The organism is Parvibaculum sp. MBR-TMA-1.3b-4.2, from assembly GCF_053628815.1.
In genome coordinates this window covers 1,972,211-1,989,591 of record NZ_JBRJHC010000001.1, presented here as the reverse complement: position 1 = coordinate 1,989,591, position 17,381 = coordinate 1,972,211, and the positions used below count along the sequence as shown (strand labels likewise).

At 58.5% G+C, this 17,381-nt stretch carries 18 protein-coding genes; 7 read left to right on the top strand and 11 right to left on the bottom strand.

Features of this window, described 5'->3' with window-relative positions; genetic code table 11:
• Window positions 1-127: 127 nt before the first annotated feature.
• From ACSSVQ_RS09570 to ACSSVQ_RS09555, 4 genes are all read right to left on the bottom strand, one after another.
• On the bottom strand, window positions 128-1,498 hold the full coding sequence (locus tag ACSSVQ_RS09570; protein WP_167096103.1) for a type II restriction endonuclease: 1,371 nt from the start codon (window positions 1,496-1,498) through the stop codon (window positions 128-130).
• Window positions 1,495-1,950, bottom strand: a complete 456-nt coding sequence (locus ACSSVQ_RS09565) for a very short patch repair endonuclease (protein ID WP_167096105.1) — start codon at window positions 1,948-1,950, stop codon at window positions 1,495-1,497. The genes ACSSVQ_RS09570 and ACSSVQ_RS09565 overlap by 4 nt, the downstream gene beginning before the upstream one ends.
• Entirely contained in the window at window positions 1,943-3,247 is a 1,305-nt protein-coding gene (gene dcm / locus ACSSVQ_RS09560; protein WP_293328605.1) for a DNA (cytosine-5-)-methyltransferase, read from the bottom strand. Before dcm ends, ACSSVQ_RS09565 begins: the two co-directional genes overlap by 8 nt.
• Window positions 3,248-3,831: 584 nt before the next feature.
• Entirely contained in the window at window positions 3,832-4,362 is a 531-nt protein-coding gene (locus ACSSVQ_RS09555) for a hypothetical protein (RefSeq protein WP_167095835.1), read from the bottom strand.
• Window positions 4,363-4,847: 485 nt separating this feature from the next.
• Between ACSSVQ_RS09555 and ACSSVQ_RS09550 the strand changes: the two genes are divergently transcribed.
• The 4 genes from ACSSVQ_RS09550 (at window position 4,848) to ACSSVQ_RS09535 (ending at window position 8,306) form a co-directional block, all read left to right on the top strand.
• Window positions 4,848-5,759, top strand: coding sequence for a type IV toxin-antitoxin system AbiEi family antitoxin domain-containing protein (locus ACSSVQ_RS09550; RefSeq protein ID WP_293328604.1), 912 nt, complete (start codon window positions 4,848-4,850; stop codon window positions 5,757-5,759).
• On the top strand, window positions 5,749-6,627 hold the full coding sequence (locus ACSSVQ_RS09545; RefSeq protein WP_167096068.1) for a nucleotidyl transferase AbiEii/AbiGii toxin family protein: 879 nt from the start codon (window positions 5,749-5,751) through the stop codon (window positions 6,625-6,627). The genes ACSSVQ_RS09550 and ACSSVQ_RS09545 overlap by 11 nt, the downstream gene beginning before the upstream one ends.
• 366 nt (window positions 6,628-6,993) lie before the next feature.
• Window positions 6,994-7,209: a hypothetical protein gene (locus tag ACSSVQ_RS09540; RefSeq protein ID WP_167096066.1), complete on the top strand. Its 216-nt coding sequence runs from the start codon at window positions 6,994-6,996 to the stop codon at window positions 7,207-7,209.
• A 98-nt stretch (window positions 7,210-7,307) separates the two neighbouring features.
• Complete coding sequence (locus ACSSVQ_RS09535) at window positions 7,308-8,306, top strand: alpha/beta hydrolase (RefSeq protein ID WP_167096064.1); 999 nt, start codon at window positions 7,308-7,310, stop codon at window positions 8,304-8,306.
• Window positions 8,307-8,358: 52 nt separating this feature from the next.
• On the opposite strand, the gene ACSSVQ_RS09530 is transcribed toward ACSSVQ_RS09535, so the two are convergent.
• From ACSSVQ_RS09530 to ACSSVQ_RS09505, 6 genes are all read right to left on the bottom strand, one after another.
• Complete coding sequence (locus tag ACSSVQ_RS09530; protein ID WP_167096062.1) at window positions 8,359-9,345, bottom strand: DMT family transporter; 987 nt, start codon at window positions 9,343-9,345, stop codon at window positions 8,359-8,361.
• A gap of 235 nt (window positions 9,346-9,580) precedes the next feature.
• A complete protein-coding gene (locus tag ACSSVQ_RS09525; RefSeq protein WP_167096060.1) occupies window positions 9,581-9,784 on the bottom strand; it encodes a hypothetical protein in 204 nt (67 codons plus the stop codon).
• Between the two features lie 177 nt (window positions 9,785-9,961).
• Window positions 9,962-10,576 (bottom strand): DUF5681 domain-containing protein, encoded by a 615-nt coding sequence (locus tag ACSSVQ_RS09520; RefSeq protein WP_167096058.1) that lies wholly within the window; start codon window positions 10,574-10,576, stop codon window positions 9,962-9,964.
• 200 nt (window positions 10,577-10,776) lie between these two features.
• Window positions 10,777-12,072, bottom strand: a complete 1,296-nt coding sequence (locus ACSSVQ_RS09515; RefSeq protein WP_167096056.1) for a site-specific DNA-methyltransferase — start codon at window positions 12,070-12,072, stop codon at window positions 10,777-10,779.
• Between the two features lie 104 nt (window positions 12,073-12,176).
• Window positions 12,177-12,869: a hypothetical protein gene (locus ACSSVQ_RS09510; RefSeq protein ID WP_167096054.1), complete on the bottom strand. Its 693-nt coding sequence runs from the start codon at window positions 12,867-12,869 to the stop codon at window positions 12,177-12,179.
• Window positions 12,870-12,940: 71 nt separating this feature from the next.
• The gene (locus ACSSVQ_RS09505; protein WP_167096052.1) at window positions 12,941-13,444 is read right to left on the bottom strand and encodes a DUF4365 domain-containing protein; all 504 of its coding nucleotides are present in this window, start codon (window positions 13,442-13,444) and stop codon (window positions 12,941-12,943) included.
• A gap of 92 nt (window positions 13,445-13,536) precedes the next feature.
• Between ACSSVQ_RS09505 and ACSSVQ_RS09500 the strand changes: the two genes are divergently transcribed.
• The 3 genes from ACSSVQ_RS09500 to ACSSVQ_RS09490 all read left to right on the top strand — a co-directional run bounded on the left by ACSSVQ_RS09500 (window position 13,537) and on the right by ACSSVQ_RS09490 (window position 16,739).
• Window positions 13,537-13,758: a helix-turn-helix domain-containing protein gene (locus tag ACSSVQ_RS09500; protein ID WP_167096051.1), complete on the top strand. Its 222-nt coding sequence runs from the start codon at window positions 13,537-13,539 to the stop codon at window positions 13,756-13,758.
• A gap of 207 nt (window positions 13,759-13,965) precedes the next feature.
• Complete coding sequence (locus tag ACSSVQ_RS09495; protein ID WP_167096049.1) at window positions 13,966-14,937, top strand: hypothetical protein; 972 nt, start codon at window positions 13,966-13,968, stop codon at window positions 14,935-14,937.
• Between the two features lie 458 nt (window positions 14,938-15,395).
• Entirely contained in the window at window positions 15,396-16,739 is a 1,344-nt protein-coding gene (locus tag ACSSVQ_RS09490; RefSeq protein ID WP_205305385.1) for an APC family permease, read from the top strand.
• Window positions 16,740-16,980: 241 nt separating this feature from the next.
• Here the strand turns inward: ACSSVQ_RS09490 and ACSSVQ_RS09485 are convergent, their stop codons facing one another.
• Complete coding sequence (locus ACSSVQ_RS09485; protein WP_167095902.1) at window positions 16,981-17,334, bottom strand: potassium channel family protein; 354 nt, start codon at window positions 17,332-17,334, stop codon at window positions 16,981-16,983.
• Window positions 17,335-17,381 lie beyond the last annotated feature (47 nt).

Genomic DNA, 17,381 nt, shown 5'->3' with positions numbered 1-17,381 from the left:
GCGAGTATTCTAAGTGTTCGTTGGTAGCAACGATTGGGCAGAAGCATTCGATTACCGGGCGCGAGTCTGAAAGGGGAGGCCTATCAAAGAAGATCATGCAGGATCGAAGTTCAAGTCCTTTGGGGGATCACGCCATCGCGGCATTCCACAAGATCAGATGAGGTTGCACGAACTCATCGCAAAACTCCCTGAAGCTCACCACGTTGTCGTGGCCGCAGTATTCCGTTTCCTTGGACTTCCTGAGACTCTCGGGAATAACCAGGCAGACACCGATGGAGTCCATGTCCTCGATCGTGCTGCCGGCAATGTTTTCATCAACCGTTGTGAGGAACAGCTGACGCCCGCCTTTCTCGCGTTCGACCTGTTTCCATCTCTCGCGAAGTGTGGTCTTGGCGCTGAGGATCAGGCCCGTCGCTGCATCCTCTGTATTGCTGTCGACGAAGGCGAGCGACGGCAGAACAAAGTCGGGGCGTTTCCTCGAGGCAATGACGACCTGCTTTTCGTGGGGGATCTCTCCGCCGAGAAGCATGGCCTCTATGTGATGCTCATAGGAATAACCCGCCCGCGACTTGCGCTGCTGGCTGGCAGAAAGCATCAGCGCGTCTATTGCCGGGAGTTCGTCGACGAGCCTGCGGATCACCTCTGACGCGGTTATCTTGCGTGGCTTGTCGCCCAGCACCAGCCGTACCAGTTCGACAGCTCTCTCCCTTCTCTGGAATTCCTTGAAGAGCTCCCATTCGATACTGCGACTGATCTCCCGCAGGACGTCGCCCGGGTTTTCAAGGGTGAAGGGATCGAGCTTCTCGAGACCGTTTTTCTCCAGAAAGGCGTTGCGCGCCTTATGCGCCAGTTCTGCGGTCGGCGGCATCGTAGCATTGGTCTTCGCGAATTCCGCGATCCTGCCTTTCTCCCAGGCCGCGATTACCTGTTCGGCAAAGTCCAGAATACGTTCGCGCTCTCTGGCTCGGACCTCGGCAGGATCCAGCACGGCCACCATGAAGGTGGCGTCGATGTCGAACATCTCGGCCAGAAGAATGGCTTCATCGCTGTCGGAGTCGATCGTCAGGCATTCGTATCTGTACCCGTCGTCCTTCGATATGCGTCCCATCACGAGGAACGACGCGGGAAGGAGCTCGGCGAAGGCCTCTTTTGGCAGGCCGGTCATGTGGGTTTCCTGGCCTTTGCTGGTGTAGTGGACCAGTCGGGTCAGCTTCTCCTCATCAGCCAGCTGCGGCCATACGGTCGGAAAATAGACCTCCCGGATCTCGGCGCCTTCTTCTTTCCTCTCCTTCGCTTGCAGGGCAGGAAAGAAGCCGCCGTCTCTCTGCTCGTGCGGGATATAGACGCCGGCCTGATGCTTGTTTTTGTGGCGCGCCCAGTCGCGGTCATTGTTGGAGAGCTTCTTGACGAGGACCTGATCCGCCCGGTCAAACAAACGGGCGAGCAGATCTGCATCCGTTCCCGATTGCCCGAACGCCATCTCTTTCTGTGCAGTCACACTCTCCCCCTGATCTCTCCGATATCCCTGTCGCTGCGCAGCCAGGCTGCAGCAGATGATAGAACCTCATCCGGATCGCGTCTCGTCCGGCCTTTGAGCGCACACTCCCAGATGACCAGCACGCGCCAGCCTTTCTCCCGGAGGGCGGCGAGGTGTTTCTTGTCATTGGCACGGTTGGTCCGGATCTTGGTGCGCCAGAACTCCTCCCGGGACTTCGGCCATTTGAAGAGATGGCAGTCATGGCCGTGCCAGAAGCAGCCATTTACGAACACCACCGCCCGGTAGCGGGGGAGGACCAGATCCGGCTTGCCGGGCAGGTCCTTCACATGAAGCCGGAAGCGGAAGCCGCGGGCATGCAGCCCGCGGCGGATCAGAAGCTCCGGCTTCGTGTTCTTCCCCCTGATGCCGGACATCATCCGGCTGCGGGTTTCCGGTGAGACGGTGTCAGCCAAGTTCGAGGCGCAGCTCTTCCGATGGTTCCGGGGTGAAGGGTTCGGCAGCCTCGAAGAGTTCGCCCGGATCGAGGATCCGCATCACATGCGGCTTCATGTAGCGCGCGATCTCCGCGACCACCGGGACCACCACTGCATTGCCGAACTGCTTGTAGGCGCGGGTGTCGGAGACCGGAATGTCCATCCGGGTCTCCCGGTCGGGATCGAAGCCCATCAGACGGGCGCATTCCCGGGGCGTCAGGCGGCGCGGGTTCTTGCGGGCCTGTGCTATCAGAATCTCGCTGCCGTCCTTGTAGTAGCGGGCCGAGAGGGTGCGGGCCTTGTCTTTCGGGGTGTTGAGCCCGAAGCCGAAGCCGTTGCCGGCCGCGCGGTGCTTGGCGGCATAGCCCTGGAGATAGGTCCAGAGCTTGTCGGAGAGCGTGTAGCGGTCGTCAGCGGCTGTCACGTTGCCAAGGCGCCCGATCTTTTTCGTAGTGGTGTAGTGGCCCTCCGGGTCCTCGTCATAGGAGTGGAGGATCTCTTCAAGCGTCGGGCCCGTCTTGGGATCCCGGAACTCGAGCCGGTCGAAGTCGAAGCCCGTATCCTCGCGGAAGCCCGCAATGAAGATGCGCTCCCGGTGCTGCGGGACATAGCCCTTCGCATCGACGATGCGGCAGCTGATCCTGTAGCCGAGGTCGTTCTCCAGCGCGCCGACGATGGTGCGGAACGTGTCGCCCTTGTTGTGGCTGCGCAGGTTCTTGACGTTCTCGAGCAGGAAGGCTGCCGGGCGATGGTGCTTCAGAATGCGCAGCACGTCGAAGAAGAGCGTGCCCTGCGTCTTGTCCATGAAGCCGTGCTGACGCCCGAGCGAACCGAGCTTGGAGACGCCGGCAATCGAGAAGGGCTGGCAGGGGAAGCCTGCGAGCAGCACGTCGTGCTCCGGGATCTCGTCGGCATTCACCTTCGTGATGTCACCGGCAATGTCGTGATCGTCGGGGAAGTTCGCGCGATAGGTTCGCTGGGCGTAAGCATCCCACTCGCTGGTGAAGACGCACTTACCGCCCGCGGATTCGAAGCCCCGCCGCATGCCGCCGATCCCGGCGAAGAGGTCGATGAAGCGGAAGGCGGGCTTCTCCTCCTGGTGTCCCATCCGGCCTTCCAGCCGGTGCTTCAGCATTTCGATATAGGCCTTCTTCGGCTTCGTCTCGCCGGCTTCCCAGCGTCGAATGGTCTTGGGGTTCATCTCCAGGAACTCGGCCGTCTCGTCGATCGACAGGCCGTTCATCTCCCGCAATGCGCGGAAAGAAAGGTCTTCCACCGGCTACCCCCTCGCGAATCAAAACTGGGACAAAAATGGACAGGATGTCTTTTGTGCGTCCTCGCGTCGACGGGGTCAAGCGGGAAATGTATTTGTTTTGTTCTTCTTGTCGTCTAGTTCCCTGTAGGGGGACGCTCCTCAAGTTGGGTTGCCTTCCTGTTAGCGAGTAGGCTTCCGCGATGGATCGTGATGCCTGCTATAGATTGTGTTTGAGGCTAACGGAGAGGCTTTCCCGGGGGGATACGCGTGCGTTGCGCTGCGCGACGGAAAAAGAACTGAACGGCTTCAAGGCGATCCGGTCGAGGTGCCACGAGAACGTTGATCGCTGGTGTCGGTTGCACCCGGGTCACGTCCCGGTCCGTGGGTGGCTGAACTCAGGTGGTATTCTGGACAGGCATTCTGTTGTGGATCCAGGAGACGGAACACTCCTCGATATCTCGCCAAGGAGAGATGCGGCCCAACTACCGTTTTTGCTTCATGACACCGAAGACGGGCCATTCGACACACTGCCGCACCAGGTAATTGTGACGAGGCTACTTTTGTGAACGCTGGAGCTTCGAGTTCAATTTCATAAGATGCGGATCTCAGGAGTCTTTAAGGTTGTCTTTGTTGCGCTTTGCGACCTCCGGAAGCGCTGCGACAAGATTTATAAGTGCCATCATATTCGCCACGTACTTTTGCCTGAGCGTTAGTTCGCTGTAGAGGGATTCAAAATTGCGATTACCTTTGAAGGTGAATTTCATTTTCCCGTAGTCGGGTATCAATGCGTTGATCATACGATGAAGGTCCGATACCTGTTCGACGGTAAGCTCGTCTTGTCCGCGATGAGCAAATTGATTTCTGTGGTCATTGTGGCGGCGCAATGGGCTCAGTAGATTGTCGCCAACACCGAGTAGCCGTAGCACTTCGATTTTGTCGCCGAAGTTGCGAAATCCACGGCTCCCATCAGATTTGAAGCGCCCGTCGGTGAATTTCTTGAGTGCGTGGTCAACTGCGCGCTCGGTTTCGAAGTGGCATCTGACTATCGCGCCAATATCATCCTCTGCGAAAAAAGCTCTGCCGACACGATGTCGATCAAGACCAAAGCTGAGAACAATCACGTCGTCGTCATTCATGGCGAGCTTCCTTCCAAGTGAGCCGTCGAAGTTTGTTCAATCTAGCACTCGTCTTCTCCTGTAGAGGCAACACCTATGGTGATGTCAGGCTGCCTATGTCCGCCTAGAGATTTTTGTGTCACACGCGCCGATGCCCGCAATTTCGTGAGATAGATTTCTGCATTCGCGGGCAGGTGTCGAACCGAGGGCGGCTTCTGCCTGATCGACCTCGAAGGTGCCTGAGTGAGATGTTCGGAACTTGATAGTCATAGTGCCGTGGTGTTTGTCGGAGTCATTTAAGGGTGGCTTTTTTGGATTGGGGTGCTGTGGGGAGGAGAAATTACTTGACTGTTGTTGAAGTGGGGCTTATAAGCGTCCTTAGGACGCTTATAAGCCCCACTTCAAGAAATGGTCTCGCTGAGCCTTAGCCGTTAGAGGTGACTTGACTTGTTAATGCGTCCACGTATATACGTCCTTAGGACGTATATACGTGGACGCAGAGAAAATTGGCTGAAAAGCTTCGATCGATTTATCCGGAAAGGCTTACGCTAGCGGGACACCGACTGGCAGAATTACTGGAGGCGAATGGCAAGCCGGTCCTGACCCACTTCGATTTTTTCAGAATTGTCTGGCGTATGTATCTGACGTCAGCAGGTGAAAAACTTTATTTGCGAAACAAAACACCGACCCAGCAAGATGCTGTTCGACTGCGGCAAAATCTAAAAAAGTCAGGATTCGTCGGCGCCGACCGTGACTACGGCTTACGTATAATCCGTGTGCTGTCGGTTTCGGATCTGCCGGCAGAAGACATCACCTGCCTCGTTGATCCTACCTGTTATGTGTCACATCTCTCGGCAATGCAGCGATGGGGGCTCACAGACCGAAGCCCCGAGGCTTTGATGCTAACGCGCCCGGATCGGAAGAGCGCGATGTCGCAAATCTCTGATCATATGAAAAGCGTTCTCCTCGAAAATGAAGAAAACCCGTTCCCGCTGAAAATCATTACCCATCCGAAGAGCGTTCGAAAAAGGCATGTCCATGTCTATGAAACAAAAACCGCGGGTGCTTTCCTGAAAGTTCGTGGCAGCGACACACGCCTCTCAACGATAGGACAAACGTTTCTCGATATGCTGCAAAAACCCGATCTTTGCGGTGGGATGGATCACATCCTTGATGTCTGGGAAGAGCACGCTGCAACATATCTGGATGATATCGTTTCCGCCGTCGATACTGCTGCAAGTGACCTTGTCAAAAGTCGCGCAGGCTACATCCTCGAAGAGCGCTTGGGGTTAAGGCACTCAGGCATAGAAAAATGGAAAGCGTTGGGGCAGCGCGGCAGCAGCCGCAAGCTTGATCCGTCTAAAGCTTTTGCTCCCACCTTTTCTGAGACGTGGATGATATCACTCAATGTCCAATGACTTCATCGAAATTGATGTGGCGGGCTGGGTCGAGCGTGCCAAAGCCGATCCAGCGTCATATGGGCAGCGCCAGGCTGCCGAAATTACTTTGAACGCGATAGCTATGACGGCTCCCCTGAACGAAAAGCTCGTTCTGAAGGGGGGTATACTCATGGGGCTTGCCTATAACAGTCCACGGCAAACGGCAGATATTGATTTGTCGGCTGTTCTGGAAGCAAAAGAGAATGTTGATGAGGTGATAAGGGGTCTTCTCGATTCAGCTTTTCCCAGAGCAGCGGCGAAGCTCGGTTACGCCGATCTCATTCTTCAGGTGCACTCGGTCAGAAGGCAGCCCAACCATATTGAAATAGAGGATGCGCAGTTTCCTGCCCTCAAACTCAAAGTGGCTTTCGCTCAGCGAGGAACCAGGCAGGAGCAGGCAATGCTTGCCGGGAGGGCCCCTGGAATTATCGATCTCGATATTTCGTTCAATGAGCCGTTGCGCCAAATCCAGGTATTGGAGCTGACAGGGGGGCAGGAATTGCTCGCCTACGGGATTGTAGACCTGATAGCCGAAAAATATCGCGCTATGCTGCAGCAGGTTGAGCGCAATCGGAACAGGCGACAGGACGTGTATGATCTCGATCGATTGATCACTGAGCATGAACTTCCAGCCGAGGTATGCGCTCAGATTCTGGAGGTATTTCATGAAAAGTGCCGGTCCCGTCATATTGAGCCGGCGGCCTCTTCACTTCAAAACCCCGAGATCAAAACGCGATCCGGCGCCAATTGGCAAACCCTGGAACTGGAACTGGGTGAGGTCCCGCCGTTTGAAGAATGTTTTGAGAGGGTAAGAATTTTCTACGAAAGCTTGCCTTGGCAGGCGTAATGTTTCGATGCAATGGGACCAAGTGTTTAAGTTCATCTCGGGCGCCTAAGGCTGCCATCGGTTGAATTTCTCGCAATTGCAAGGTTGATCAACGGCCGGCCGAAACTTGGCAACGGTCAAGCGGGTCTGCGACACAAGCCCCCTCGCCTGGTTACCCTCCTCGAATTACGAAGTGGCTGTGGAAGTTACATTTTCCGCCGGTTTGGAGCGTCTGGGTCTGGGGTTCGACTCCCTGGGGGTGGCACACAATCCTCCCAAGTTGACCCGTCATTCGGAAATCATTTCCTGACTGGACTTCGCTGCCAAAGGAAGCATGCATTGCGGTACCGAACCGCTTGCACTTCTCACGGGAGGAGACGTCAACCGATGGACGCCGATACACGTGATCTCGCCAGACAAATCTCGGCCCTTGCGACCAGGTTGCTGGAGCAGGGTCACGAACTGTCGGTTCAGGGACAATCGCCACATATCACGCCGGACAATGCCATGGCGCTGGCTGCGACCCTGAAAGACACCGCTTCAGACATTAGTGTTCTGGCGAGCGCTGTTGAGGTTGTCGTGGGTGGCAGTGGGAGTAACTGACATCCGGTCCTTGGGCGCTCAAATTGCGCCTGCGAGACCACGATGGTATTGCAAAAGAAGTCGTATCCGTTCGGGCACTTCCGGGGAGGACACGTTTCATGTCGTCAGAAGCGATTGCTAGACGAGACCTCGAGATCGAGAGCGCGCCTGGAATCCGCCTTGCCGTCCGGCATGTGGCAGCCGCGGATACCCCTTCGACAAAGATCCCGGTCATTCTGCTCCATGGTGCGCGCGTACCGGGTATTCCGTCATTCGACCTCGACTGTCCGGACGGTTCGCTGGCGGCTGATCTTGCCCGGGCGGGTCATGATGTCTTCATCATGGATGCCCGCGGCTACGGCGGATCGACCCGCATCGGTCAGGAAGGCGATCCGGCCGAGGCGCAGATCCTTTCTCCATCGAATGAAGTCGTCGAGGATATCGAGGCTGTTGCGCAGGCCGTCCGGCGGCATACGGGCCGACAGGTTCTCGGGCTCCTCGGATGGGCAACCGGCGGTCACTGGGTCGGCATGTTTGCCGCGAGGCACGCCGATCCCGATCTGAAGATCATTCTCTACAATTCTCTCTACGGTGCGGAGCGCGGACATCCGGTGCTCGGGCCGGGCGGTCCGCTGGCGGATGCAGAAGAGCCGGACCGGCTGGATGCCCGCAAGCTGGGCGGCTTCGGATACAGCACGGCAGAGTCATTGCTGCCGTCCTGGGACGCGTCCATTCCCGCGGAGAACAAGGAGGAATGGCGCGATCCCGTTCTTCTGCGGGCCTACCAGGATGCGGCCCTTGCATCCGATCCTTCGTCATACACCCGCAACCCGCCTGCCTTCCGGGCTCCCAACGGTGCGATGGCGGATTCCTTCACGCTTGCCGGTGGGCACAGGCTGTGGGACGCCGGTGACATCACCGCCCATGTCCTCCTGATCCGTTCGGAGAACGATTTCTGGAGTCGGCCGGGCGATCTCACCGCGCTGGCGGACGAGCTGACGAAAGCCGCCTCGCTCCGCGTTCTCGAGCTGCCGCAGGCGACGCACTATGTTCACCTCGATCGCCCGGAGAAGGGGCGTCGCGAGATGTGCGAAGAGGTCCTCGCCTTTCTCGCCTGACCGGGAAACGCAAGACGTACCGGGAACCGTTTCCGGCACGGGGATGGTGCCGCTACGCCTCGCCGCGCTCCCCGACCGGTGTTGCAGGGATGGGCGCGGGCGTCTTGGCGCGGTGTTCGGCACGGCTGAACCACGCCACACCGAGGACAACCAGCGTCGTGCCCAGGGCATGCCAGACGGTGAACGCCTCGCCCAGCACGACGACGGCGAGCGCGATGGTGGCGATCGGTCCGAAGGCCGCGGTCGAGGAGGTGGCTCGTGCCCCGATGCGCTGGATACCGCTGTTCAGCAGAAAGCTTGGCAGGACGGTGCCCACGATCCCGAGACAGGCCCCGTAGAACCAGATCTCGCCCGAGAAGGCGGCGTAGCTCGCGATACCGTGCTGAACGGTATTGTGCGCAAGTGCCACCAGCGCGGCGGCCCCCATGGCGATACAGGTGAAGGCCCGCGTGCCGATGACGGCCATGCGTCGTTTGGCGAGATGCTGGAAGAGGGCGAAGGACACTGCCGCGCCGAGGACTAGCACCGTCCCGGCCAGCAACCCGTCGGGGTTCACGACGAAGTTCCACGCCATGATGACCAGGAGCCCCGCATAGGACATGGCGAGCCCCGGGACGGCGCCCCAGTTCATGCGATCACCGAAGAACAGCACGCCCAGTGCCAGCGTGAAGAAAGGATAGGTGAAGAGCACCAGACGCTCATACTGGGCGGTGATGAAGGACAGGCCCCAAAAGTCCAGCGAACTCGCCACATAATAGCCGAGGATTCCCACGCCAGCGGCCGCCGCGATCTCGCCCGGGCTCAGCCGCGCCCGCAACTCCGGCGAGGTCGCCAGCACCCAGGCACCGATGGCGAGATAGAACGGGAAGGCGACGAGCATGCGCAGCGCCAGCACGGTCTCGGTGCCGATACCGGTGGTGTAGGCGAGCTTGATGAATATGCCCTTGGTCGAGAACAGGGCCGCGCCGGCAATGGCGAGGCCGTAGCCGGCGACATCGATGGAGGCTTCTTCCGGGGGCGTATCGTTCTGGTCAGCCATGCGGGACTTTCCTGTCGTTTGGAAGCCCTGTCCCGGCTGGTCACACACTGCACGTCGACAGCCCTGGGCAGGGCCGGTGCAATGCGGTTTGATTGTGATGTGATCAGATCAAGCGCGCTCGCCCCGGCATGGTGGAAATGCCGAGGAGCCATAGAGCAGCGATGTGAACGGTCCTGATCATGGGGTGTACCTATAGCAATCGGCACGAGGGGGCAAGGGTGCGGTGGAGCTGGTCCTACTCGCCCGCAACCACACCCGCCGCCTCGGCCAGCGTCCTGATGCGGTCCGCCAGTTCCACGATGTTCCGGGAACTGAGCGAGGCCTGTTTGGCGTCTAGACGCGGATGCTGGCCCCGAGCGGCCTGGTCGTGTGCCTTCTCGATCGTTGCGGCGCAGGCCACAAACAGCCTGCGCGCGGTTTCGCGGCGATCGTCGTCCATGACTGTCTCCCCTCTGGCGTCTTCGGAAGCATGGTCAGTGACGCTTCCTTTGCCGGAGAAGTCCAGTCCTTTCAGGGCAGGGGAGTTGGCGTTGTCAGGCCCATGCGAGACACGGACAGAGGTGAAGGGGCAGACGCCCCTTCACTTTTTGTCGATGGTGATCTGATCGATTGACGCTCAGTCGAGCCAGGAATCGTCATCATCATTGTCTTCTTCTTTCACCGTCTTTGTCTCTGCTTCGTCAGCAGCGTCGTTCAGGCACTGGAAGTAGCCCTCTTCGCCCGATTCAGCTATGCGCCGGCTTGCCTCGGCGTAGCACTCTGATTTCCAGGCCCAGAGTTCCGCCCGGCTTACATTCTCGGGCACGGGCCCTTCCCAGGGCAGCATGCCCTGACCCGGTTCAGGCGCGCCGTCGCCGTCGGACTCGACGAACAATACCCGGAGCGTATCCGGCGCGGCATCTTTCGGCGAAAAGGTCCCGGGAAAGTGCTTCTCCAGTTCCTTCATTACGTCCATCGTTTCCTTGGTCGTGCCTTGCAACGCGCCTTTTGTGAGCTTGTGCCTCAGGGCCTCGGTGAGCGGCATGCGCTGCTCTTGCCCGTTTACCTTCACGACCACGGTCTGCGCGAGCATCTCTTCGAAGACCGTGGAAGCGTTCTTCGACCCCTTCGGTTTTCCTTTCGGATTTCCCGACTGGCCTTTTTTCCACTGCGTGCGTTTGGGCGGTTTACCGAAGCCGACCTCGTAGTCGGTGTCTTCAGGGCTCTTCTTCCGGTTTCGTTTGTTGCTCATATGAGCTCTCCTTAAGTTTGGTGTGTCCGCGTTTGCTGTCTCCACTGTCTGTTTGGGTGGCGCTGCCACCCGGCTCCCGTTCCGGGGAGCAAAAGGGGGGGCGGGACCTTGCAAGTCCCGCGCATTGTGTTCTGCCTGCCGTCAAGCTCCCTGTAACCTGGCATTTGCGGGGCCCGCGCCCGGGTGGCTGACGCCGGCCTTTACTCGATCTCGGCGAAGGTGAAGCCGCTCTCCGCATGGATCGGCTCGATGCCCGTGGTCTTGCGGAACCGCCTCAGCGTCACATCCACATAGCGGGGCTCGATCTCGAGGCAGAAGGCGCGGCGGCCCGCGCGCTCGGCCGCCATCAGCGTGGTGCCGGCGCCCGCAAAGCCATCGATCACGATGCCGCCGCGCGTCGTTGCATCGAGGATCGCATCCTCGACCAGCGCCACCGGCTTCACAGTGGGATGCATGGCGAGCGCCTCGTCCCGATCACCGCCAAAGCTGTTCATGCCCGCATAGGCCCAGACATTGCTGCGGTAGCGGCCATGTTTGCCGAGTTCGACGTTGTTGATATGCGGCGCCTTGCCCTTCTTGAAGACACCCACCAGCTCGTGCTGCGAGCGATAGAGCGAGCCCATGCCGCCATTGGACTTGGTCCAGACGCAAAGATTCTTCATCTCGCGATAGACCTCGTCTCCCGCATGAAGCAACTCGCCCAGATGCCGCCAGTCCATGCAGACATAGTGGAGCGAGCCTTCGCGGGCCTGCGCGGCCATGTTGCCAAGCACCTCGGTCAGGAATGCCTGGAAGGCCTCGCGCGACATCTCGCCCGATGCCATGGCGAACTCGGCATGGTGATGTGCCCCCAGCCCCGACACATGACCCTCGACAGGCACGTTATAGGGCGGATCGGTGAACACCATCTCCGCCGTCTCGCCGTCCATGAGTCGTGCCCAGGCCTGGCCGTCCCTCGCATCGGCGCAGAGGAGCCTGTGCCGGCCCAGCAGCCAGAGATCGCCCGGCACCGTCACAGACGGCAGTGTTTCGTCGATCTCGGGCAGCGCGTTCGCCTCGTCGGGCTCCGCCTTGTCCAGCTCGCCGATCAGCAGATCGATCTCCGCCGTCTCGAAGCCCGTCAGCGTAATGTCGAGGTCAGGCGCCTCGATGACGAGATCCTGCAGCTCGATCGCCAGCAGCTCCCGGTCCCAGCCTGCATTCTCGGCCAGCCTGTTATCCGCGATCACATAGGCGCGCTTCTCCGCCTCGCTCATGTGGTCGAACCGGATCGCAGGGACTTCCCTGAGTCCCATGGCCTTCGCGGCCTCAAGACGGCCATGGCCGGCGATCACGCCGCCCTCTCTGTCGATCAGCACAGGGTTGGTCCAGCCAAAGCGCCGGATCGAGTCCTCGATCTGCTTCAGCTGCTTCTTTGAGTGAGTCCGCGGATTGCGCGCGTAAGGCTTGAGCGCAGCAATGGCGACGTTTTCGATTTGAAGGTCTTGCCGGGTCATATCCAGGGTCCTTTCTTCAATCCCAAAAAATCCACGACAGTTTCCTGCGGGACGGGCGGACGCTGGAGAGGAACAACCGGGTCGGTAAGCGGGAGGGGTTTTTCCTACCGGTCTTTTCTGCGGCGCAGAACCGCGCCGATAGCGGAGGTGATGGTGCTGGCTGTCAGATCACCATCGATGAGCGACATCACCCGGTGCACGAACCGGTCGCCCGGGGACCGGGGCTCGGCCGTATAGCTGCCCTCCTCATGGGCGGTATGGGTGAAGGCGCTGCCGCTGAACTCTTCATATATGTCGATCAGGGTTTCGGTCGCCTGCTGCAGCTCGGTGTTCTGCGGACGCCCGCCTTTCGGCTTCGTGTCCTCGAGATACTGCGTCAGCACGGGCGTCAGATGCTCCAGACGTATCCGGAGTTCCTCGTACTGGGTAAAGCCGTTCTCGGGGGTGTCGCGATCCTCGGCAGGGCGCGGGTGTTCGTCGAGCAGCGTCCAGAGCGCATCCTGCGAGGCGTGGTCGATGGTGGCGAGGATATGCCGGAGATCGTCCGCGGTTGAAAGGAGGTCGTCGAGGGCGGCGCGTTGCTTGGGAACGGAGGGTGTGATCCGGGAAAGTTCCACGGCATCGCGATAGTTATCGCCCGCCTTCTGCAGCTGGCGGATCAGCTCGCCATGGCGTTCCGGATCGCTGATGTCGAGCATGGCGGCCAGTTCGTCGGCCTCGCTACTCTTCAGCCTGAAGGGCTCGACCTCTTCCGGAAAGCCGTATTCGTACCATTCGGGTTTGTGTTTTCTCGGCATTGCGATGCCCCGCCCCGTAGCTGTCGGGGACCAAGCATTCCGCAGGGACATGGAGATCGCAAGAGGCGGGGTCAGCCGGTCGCGTGCTCGAAGTGGTTGATGAGAGCGCCTGCCAGAGAGGTCATGCCGTCATGACGCCAGGCGCGGTAGCGGTCGGAGGAGCCGGGTTTGGCGGAGGCGACCATGACGAGCTTCTCCTTCCCCGAGCGGGCGACCTCCGCGAACTCTTCCGTCGGGATGAGCCATGCAAGCCGAACAGCGGCACCGTCCATGAGAACGGCTGCGATGAACCCCGCACCCTCGGCCGCGAAAGTGGCCAGTCTGACATCGAACTGCACCGTACCGGTCCTGTCATTGTCGAGACCGGTCCGGGCCTTCACCTGCACGGGCACGCTCCGCCGGGTTGCCTTGTCGTAGATGAGAAGGTCGATCCCGTCATCATCCGCGAAGGGCCGGAACGGCGCAAGCCGCCCGCCGGAGGCGAGGATGAGGCCGGAGGCGACTGAGGCCTCGGCGATCTGCCCGGTCTGGGTGCTGGTCGGCCTGAGAAACCGTTCCTGTGCCTGCGTTTCCATGCCTCCAGCAACGCTTCCGGGGCCCCGGAAGTCAAGGAAAATGAGACTCATCGGCTGCAGACATTCGTTTTGCCGGACCGTCTCTTTGGCGCATGGACATTCGCAGGCAGCTGGGGCTCAACGTCCGCCGGATACGCGCCGAAAAGGGCTGGTCCCAGGAGGATCTGGCCTTCGAGAGCGGCCTGCACCGCACCTATATCAGCGGCATCGAACGTGGCATCCGCAATCCCACCATCGTGATCCTGGCAAAGCTTGCGGAAACCCTCGACGTGGAGCCGGGAGAGCTGCTGGAGAGGGTGGGACGGAACTCGTAGCGATCGGGCTTGGCCTTGGCGCTATTGCAGAATCGAAGCAGCCGGGCCTGGATGCTGTGCTGCAATACACGTCGTTCTTTCCCCGCAACGGTAATATCAGTGCATCCTCTTTCCTGTTCCTGATCCCAATTCAAATGACCGCCAAACCGGTTGTCCGTGATTATTGAAAATAATATCGTGAGGGGAGCGACTGAGGGGAGGGGCAACATGGGCGACGAAACCATCAGAATAGCGGTGTTTGTTCTGCCTGCGGTTATCGGGGTGGCCACTCTGCTCTTGCTCCATCGCTCGACCTTGAACGCGGCAATACGCAGGGCCATCAAACCCCTCCGGTTGGAGAATGCTCGCCTGGCATCAGAGATTGATCAGGCTAACTCCAAAATCAGCGAGCAAGATGAACACATAGAGAAGGCCGATACTGAAGTCCGGCGGCTCCGGGATTTCGAGGATATTCGCAATGGTCTCGAGGCTCGCCTGGAGCAGATGGAAGCCGTCTGGCTTTCTTCTGCCTCAAGTGAAGCCGAGTGTCAGGAAGTTCTGGGTCGAAATCTCTGGCTGCTGGCGCCGGAGTATATCGTGAAAGAGAACTTTTTCACGTCGCCGAAGTGGCTGATTTCTGTTTTTCGCGATCACTTCGACGGTGTAGACGTCGATTGGAACGCCCAAAAATATAAAATCCGGGTACCGCACAACTTTGAACCGGACATGTGTGGCTGGGCGACCTCGCAAACAGGATTTTATCAGACCTCTCAGGATGTCTATATCCTCATTGAACTGAAGGCACCAAGCGTCAGTCTTTCATGGACCGCGATCGAGCAGGTTCACGCCTATGCTTTTGGTCTCATGCAGAACGTCGAGAGTCTCAGAAAAAGTCGCGTGGATTGTCTGGTGATCGGCGGAGACTGTCCCGAGGAACTCAATGACGCCCATCTCCGTTGGGGCGCTGACGCCCACCATGCAATCAACATCTTTCCGATGAGCTATGGCCAGTTGTACGAGCGCGCCTGCAAGATCGCTGAACCGTTTCTCTCACCATCAATGACAAAACTGGATGCGCCGGTTCCTGGGACGGACAGGCCCGACACCAGCGCTTTGCCTAACGGGTCTCCGGACCGAGCGTATTTAGTCACTGAAGTTGTTTCAGAGGCAGGGCCAGAACTCGAGACAGTCGGGCATTAAGTTGCTGGCGTCCGCACCAAGGCTAAATTTTCCCATATCAGATGTTGCAGGCGCCCTTGAATTTTCGGGTACTCGTCTCCTCCTCCTCCTTGATGGACTCTACTTGCCCGGCCCCAATTCTGAACTCTCGTTTAAAAGCTAGGTCCCTGAGTCTTTCTTCGGCTGTTTGTGTTGCTCCGATGATATGGGACCGTCGAGACTCATGCGGGCGGTGCCGGAGTTTCCAAAGAAGCTGTCAAAGATGGAGACGGGTGCGCCAAAATGCTGCATGACTTCGTGTAACTCGTCGTCGGAGATATAGTCATCCCGGGGACAATCGATCCGTTGCTATGATCCAAATGTCGATGGCATCACCATCCAAAACGAACTTTCCACCAGGGGACGATGCAGGGGTATTAGCCCACAACGACATTTTGCCGCTCCCTCTTAGTGGCGAGAGTGAATATTAGCTGGAACAAATGGATGAAATGAAACATAGCCATGGCGATGAGGGTTACAAAGCGGGTTCGATAACGCTTGGTGGTGCCGTCGCTATGGGCACTGGTGTGATGATCGGTGCGGGTATATTCGCTCTCACAGGGCAAATTGCTGAGCTTGCCGGACCAATTTTTCCCTTGGCTTTCATTGTGGGCGCGATCGTCACAGGATTCAGCGCGTACAGCTATATAAAGATGTCAAACGCTTGGCCGTCTGCAGGCGGGATCGCGATGATCCTGCAAAAATGTTACGGCCCCGGGGCTGTCGCGGCGGGTGCCGCCTTGCTTATGGCACTCAGCATGGTTATCGCCGAAAGCCTCGTCGCGCGAACATTCGCTACCTATCTTTTGCGACCCTTCGATATCAACGGAGGGCCGTTGGTACCGATTCTTGCCGTCACGGTGATTATATTCGCATTTCTGGTGAACATCGCGGGCAACCGATCGATTGGCTTGTTTTCCCTGGTCATGGCGGCGATCAAGATCGGTGGCATTGCACTATTCGGGGTAGCGGCTCTGTGGTCGAGTGGGATTGAATTTTCAGCAACCTCGCAGAGTGGAGATAGCTTTGGCATCACAGGTTTCATCGCTTCAGTTGCATTGGCTATCCTGGCTTTCAAAGGCTTCACAACGATCACGAACAGCGGTGCCGAGATCACTGATCCACATCGAAATGTTGGGCGCGCAATCTTGATATCGATCGGGCTTTGCGTCGTGGTGTATCTGCTGGTGGCCTTCGGTGTGGGGTCCAGCCTTACCATTGATCAGATTAAGGCTGCACGCGACTACTCGCTGGCGGAGGCGGCTGCTCCGGCCTTAGGCGAGATTGGCTTTCTGCTCACGGTTCTGTTGGCTGTGGTGGCCACGGCCACGGCTGTGCTCGCCAGCGTTTTCGCAGTGTCACGGATGCTCGCGATGCTCACCGATATGAAGATGATCCCGCATAGCCATTTCGGAATGTCGGGGCCCATCCAGCGACATACGCTAGTTTACACGGTCGTGATCGCGTCGACGTTGACGATCCTGTTTGATCTTGGCCGGATCGCCTCGCTCGGAGCATTTTTCTACCTCGTGATGGACATGGTCGTGCATTTTGGTGTCTTAAAATTCCGCCGACGTGAAGTCGGCGCCAAGGTACCTGTACTAGTGGTTGCGCTGGCCTTCGACACTTTGGTCCTGGCGGCTTTTACAATGATGAAGCTACAAAGCGATCCCGCTATCGTTGCCTATGCAAGCGCGGGTATCGTCGCGGTCTTCATCTACGAACGGTTTTACTTGGCACACTGGCTGATGCCTCAGCATGTAGATGACCAGTCGGGCGTATGAAGCGGACATCAGTTGTGTCCCCGAAGCAGCGGAAATTGACTCTCGCTGAGGTTCCGCCGTTCCAGTTTCATGCGTTGACGTCAGCCCGGGACACACTCCTTTGGAGGCTGATCCGCTCCGGACTTATGCAGAAAAACTATTGATGTGAGTCGGTTCGGATGGCTCCCAGATATTTGCGCTAACCGTATCGAAGGATACGTGGAGCAACTGGGGGGATATTTTCAATCGAGCTGTTTCAGCATTAAGGGCGAGCGCAGGGCTGCCAATCCCAAATCCTGTTCATTAGCGTGAATAGAAATGAGGCGGACCATGCGATGAGCAGAAGACCGTTGAGCGCCTCAACGCCGGTCAGAAAACGTATGTGTCCGGTCGGAAAGATGTCGCCGATTCCCAGCGATGTATAGGTAGTCGCTGAAAAGTAGAAGTAGTCAAGCGGGGCCATGAATTGTTTGCCAATGAAGCCTCCGATGAAAAACACGTGCTCTGCTAGCGCATAGGCTCCTGCGTAGAATGAAATTTCTGCCATATGAGCAGCGAAGAGTGCAGCGGCGACTGCCAGAACGCGCGCAGAGGGGGTTAACGGAATTGATGCCATACCGCTGGAGCACCATCGAAGGCATCCGAGGTGAATGAGCGCCGTGA

Bases quoted from the DNA above. Each gene is read 5' to 3' on its own strand.
- ACSSVQ_RS09555 (WP_167095835.1), bottom strand. From the start codon at position 4,362: ATGAATGACGACGACGTGATTGTTCTCAGCTTTGGTCTTGATCGACAT.
- ACSSVQ_RS09545 (WP_167096068.1), top strand. From the start codon at position 5,749: ATGTCCAATGACTTCATCGAAATTGATGTGGCGGGCTGGGTCGAGCGT.
- ACSSVQ_RS09540 (WP_167096066.1), top strand. From the start codon at position 6,994: ATGGACGCCGATACACGTGATCTCGCCAGACAAATCTCGGCCCTTGCG.
- ACSSVQ_RS09535 (WP_167096064.1), top strand. From the start codon at position 7,308: ATGTCGTCAGAAGCGATTGCTAGACGAGACCTCGAGATCGAGAGCGCG.
- ACSSVQ_RS09530 (WP_167096062.1), bottom strand. From the start codon at position 9,345: ATGGCTGACCAGAACGATACGCCCCCGGAAGAAGCCTCCATCGATGTC.
- ACSSVQ_RS09525 (WP_167096060.1), bottom strand. From the start codon at position 9,784: ATGGACGACGATCGCCGCGAAACCGCGCGCAGGCTGTTTGTGGCCTGC.
- ACSSVQ_RS09520 (WP_167096058.1), bottom strand. From the start codon at position 10,576: ATGAGCAACAAACGAAACCGGAAGAAGAGCCCTGAAGACACCGACTAC.
- ACSSVQ_RS09515 (WP_167096056.1), bottom strand. From the start codon at position 12,072: ATGACCCGGCAAGACCTTCAAATCGAAAACGTCGCCATTGCTGCGCTC.
- ACSSVQ_RS09510 (WP_167096054.1), bottom strand. From the start codon at position 12,869: ATGCCGAGAAAACACAAACCCGAATGGTACGAATACGGCTTTCCGGAA.
- ACSSVQ_RS09505 (WP_167096052.1), bottom strand. From the start codon at position 13,444: ATGGAAACGCAGGCACAGGAACGGTTTCTCAGGCCGACCAGCACCCAG.
- ACSSVQ_RS09500 (WP_167096051.1), top strand. From the start codon at position 13,537: ATGGACATTCGCAGGCAGCTGGGGCTCAACGTCCGCCGGATACGCGCC.
- ACSSVQ_RS09495 (WP_167096049.1), top strand. From the start codon at position 13,966: ATGGGCGACGAAACCATCAGAATAGCGGTGTTTGTTCTGCCTGCGGTT.
- ACSSVQ_RS09490 (WP_205305385.1), top strand. From the start codon at position 15,396: ATGGATGAAATGAAACATAGCCATGGCGATGAGGGTTACAAAGCGGGT.
- ACSSVQ_RS09485 (WP_167095902.1), bottom strand. From the start codon at position 17,334: ATGGCATCAATTCCGTTAACCCCCTCTGCGCGCGTTCTGGCAGTCGCC.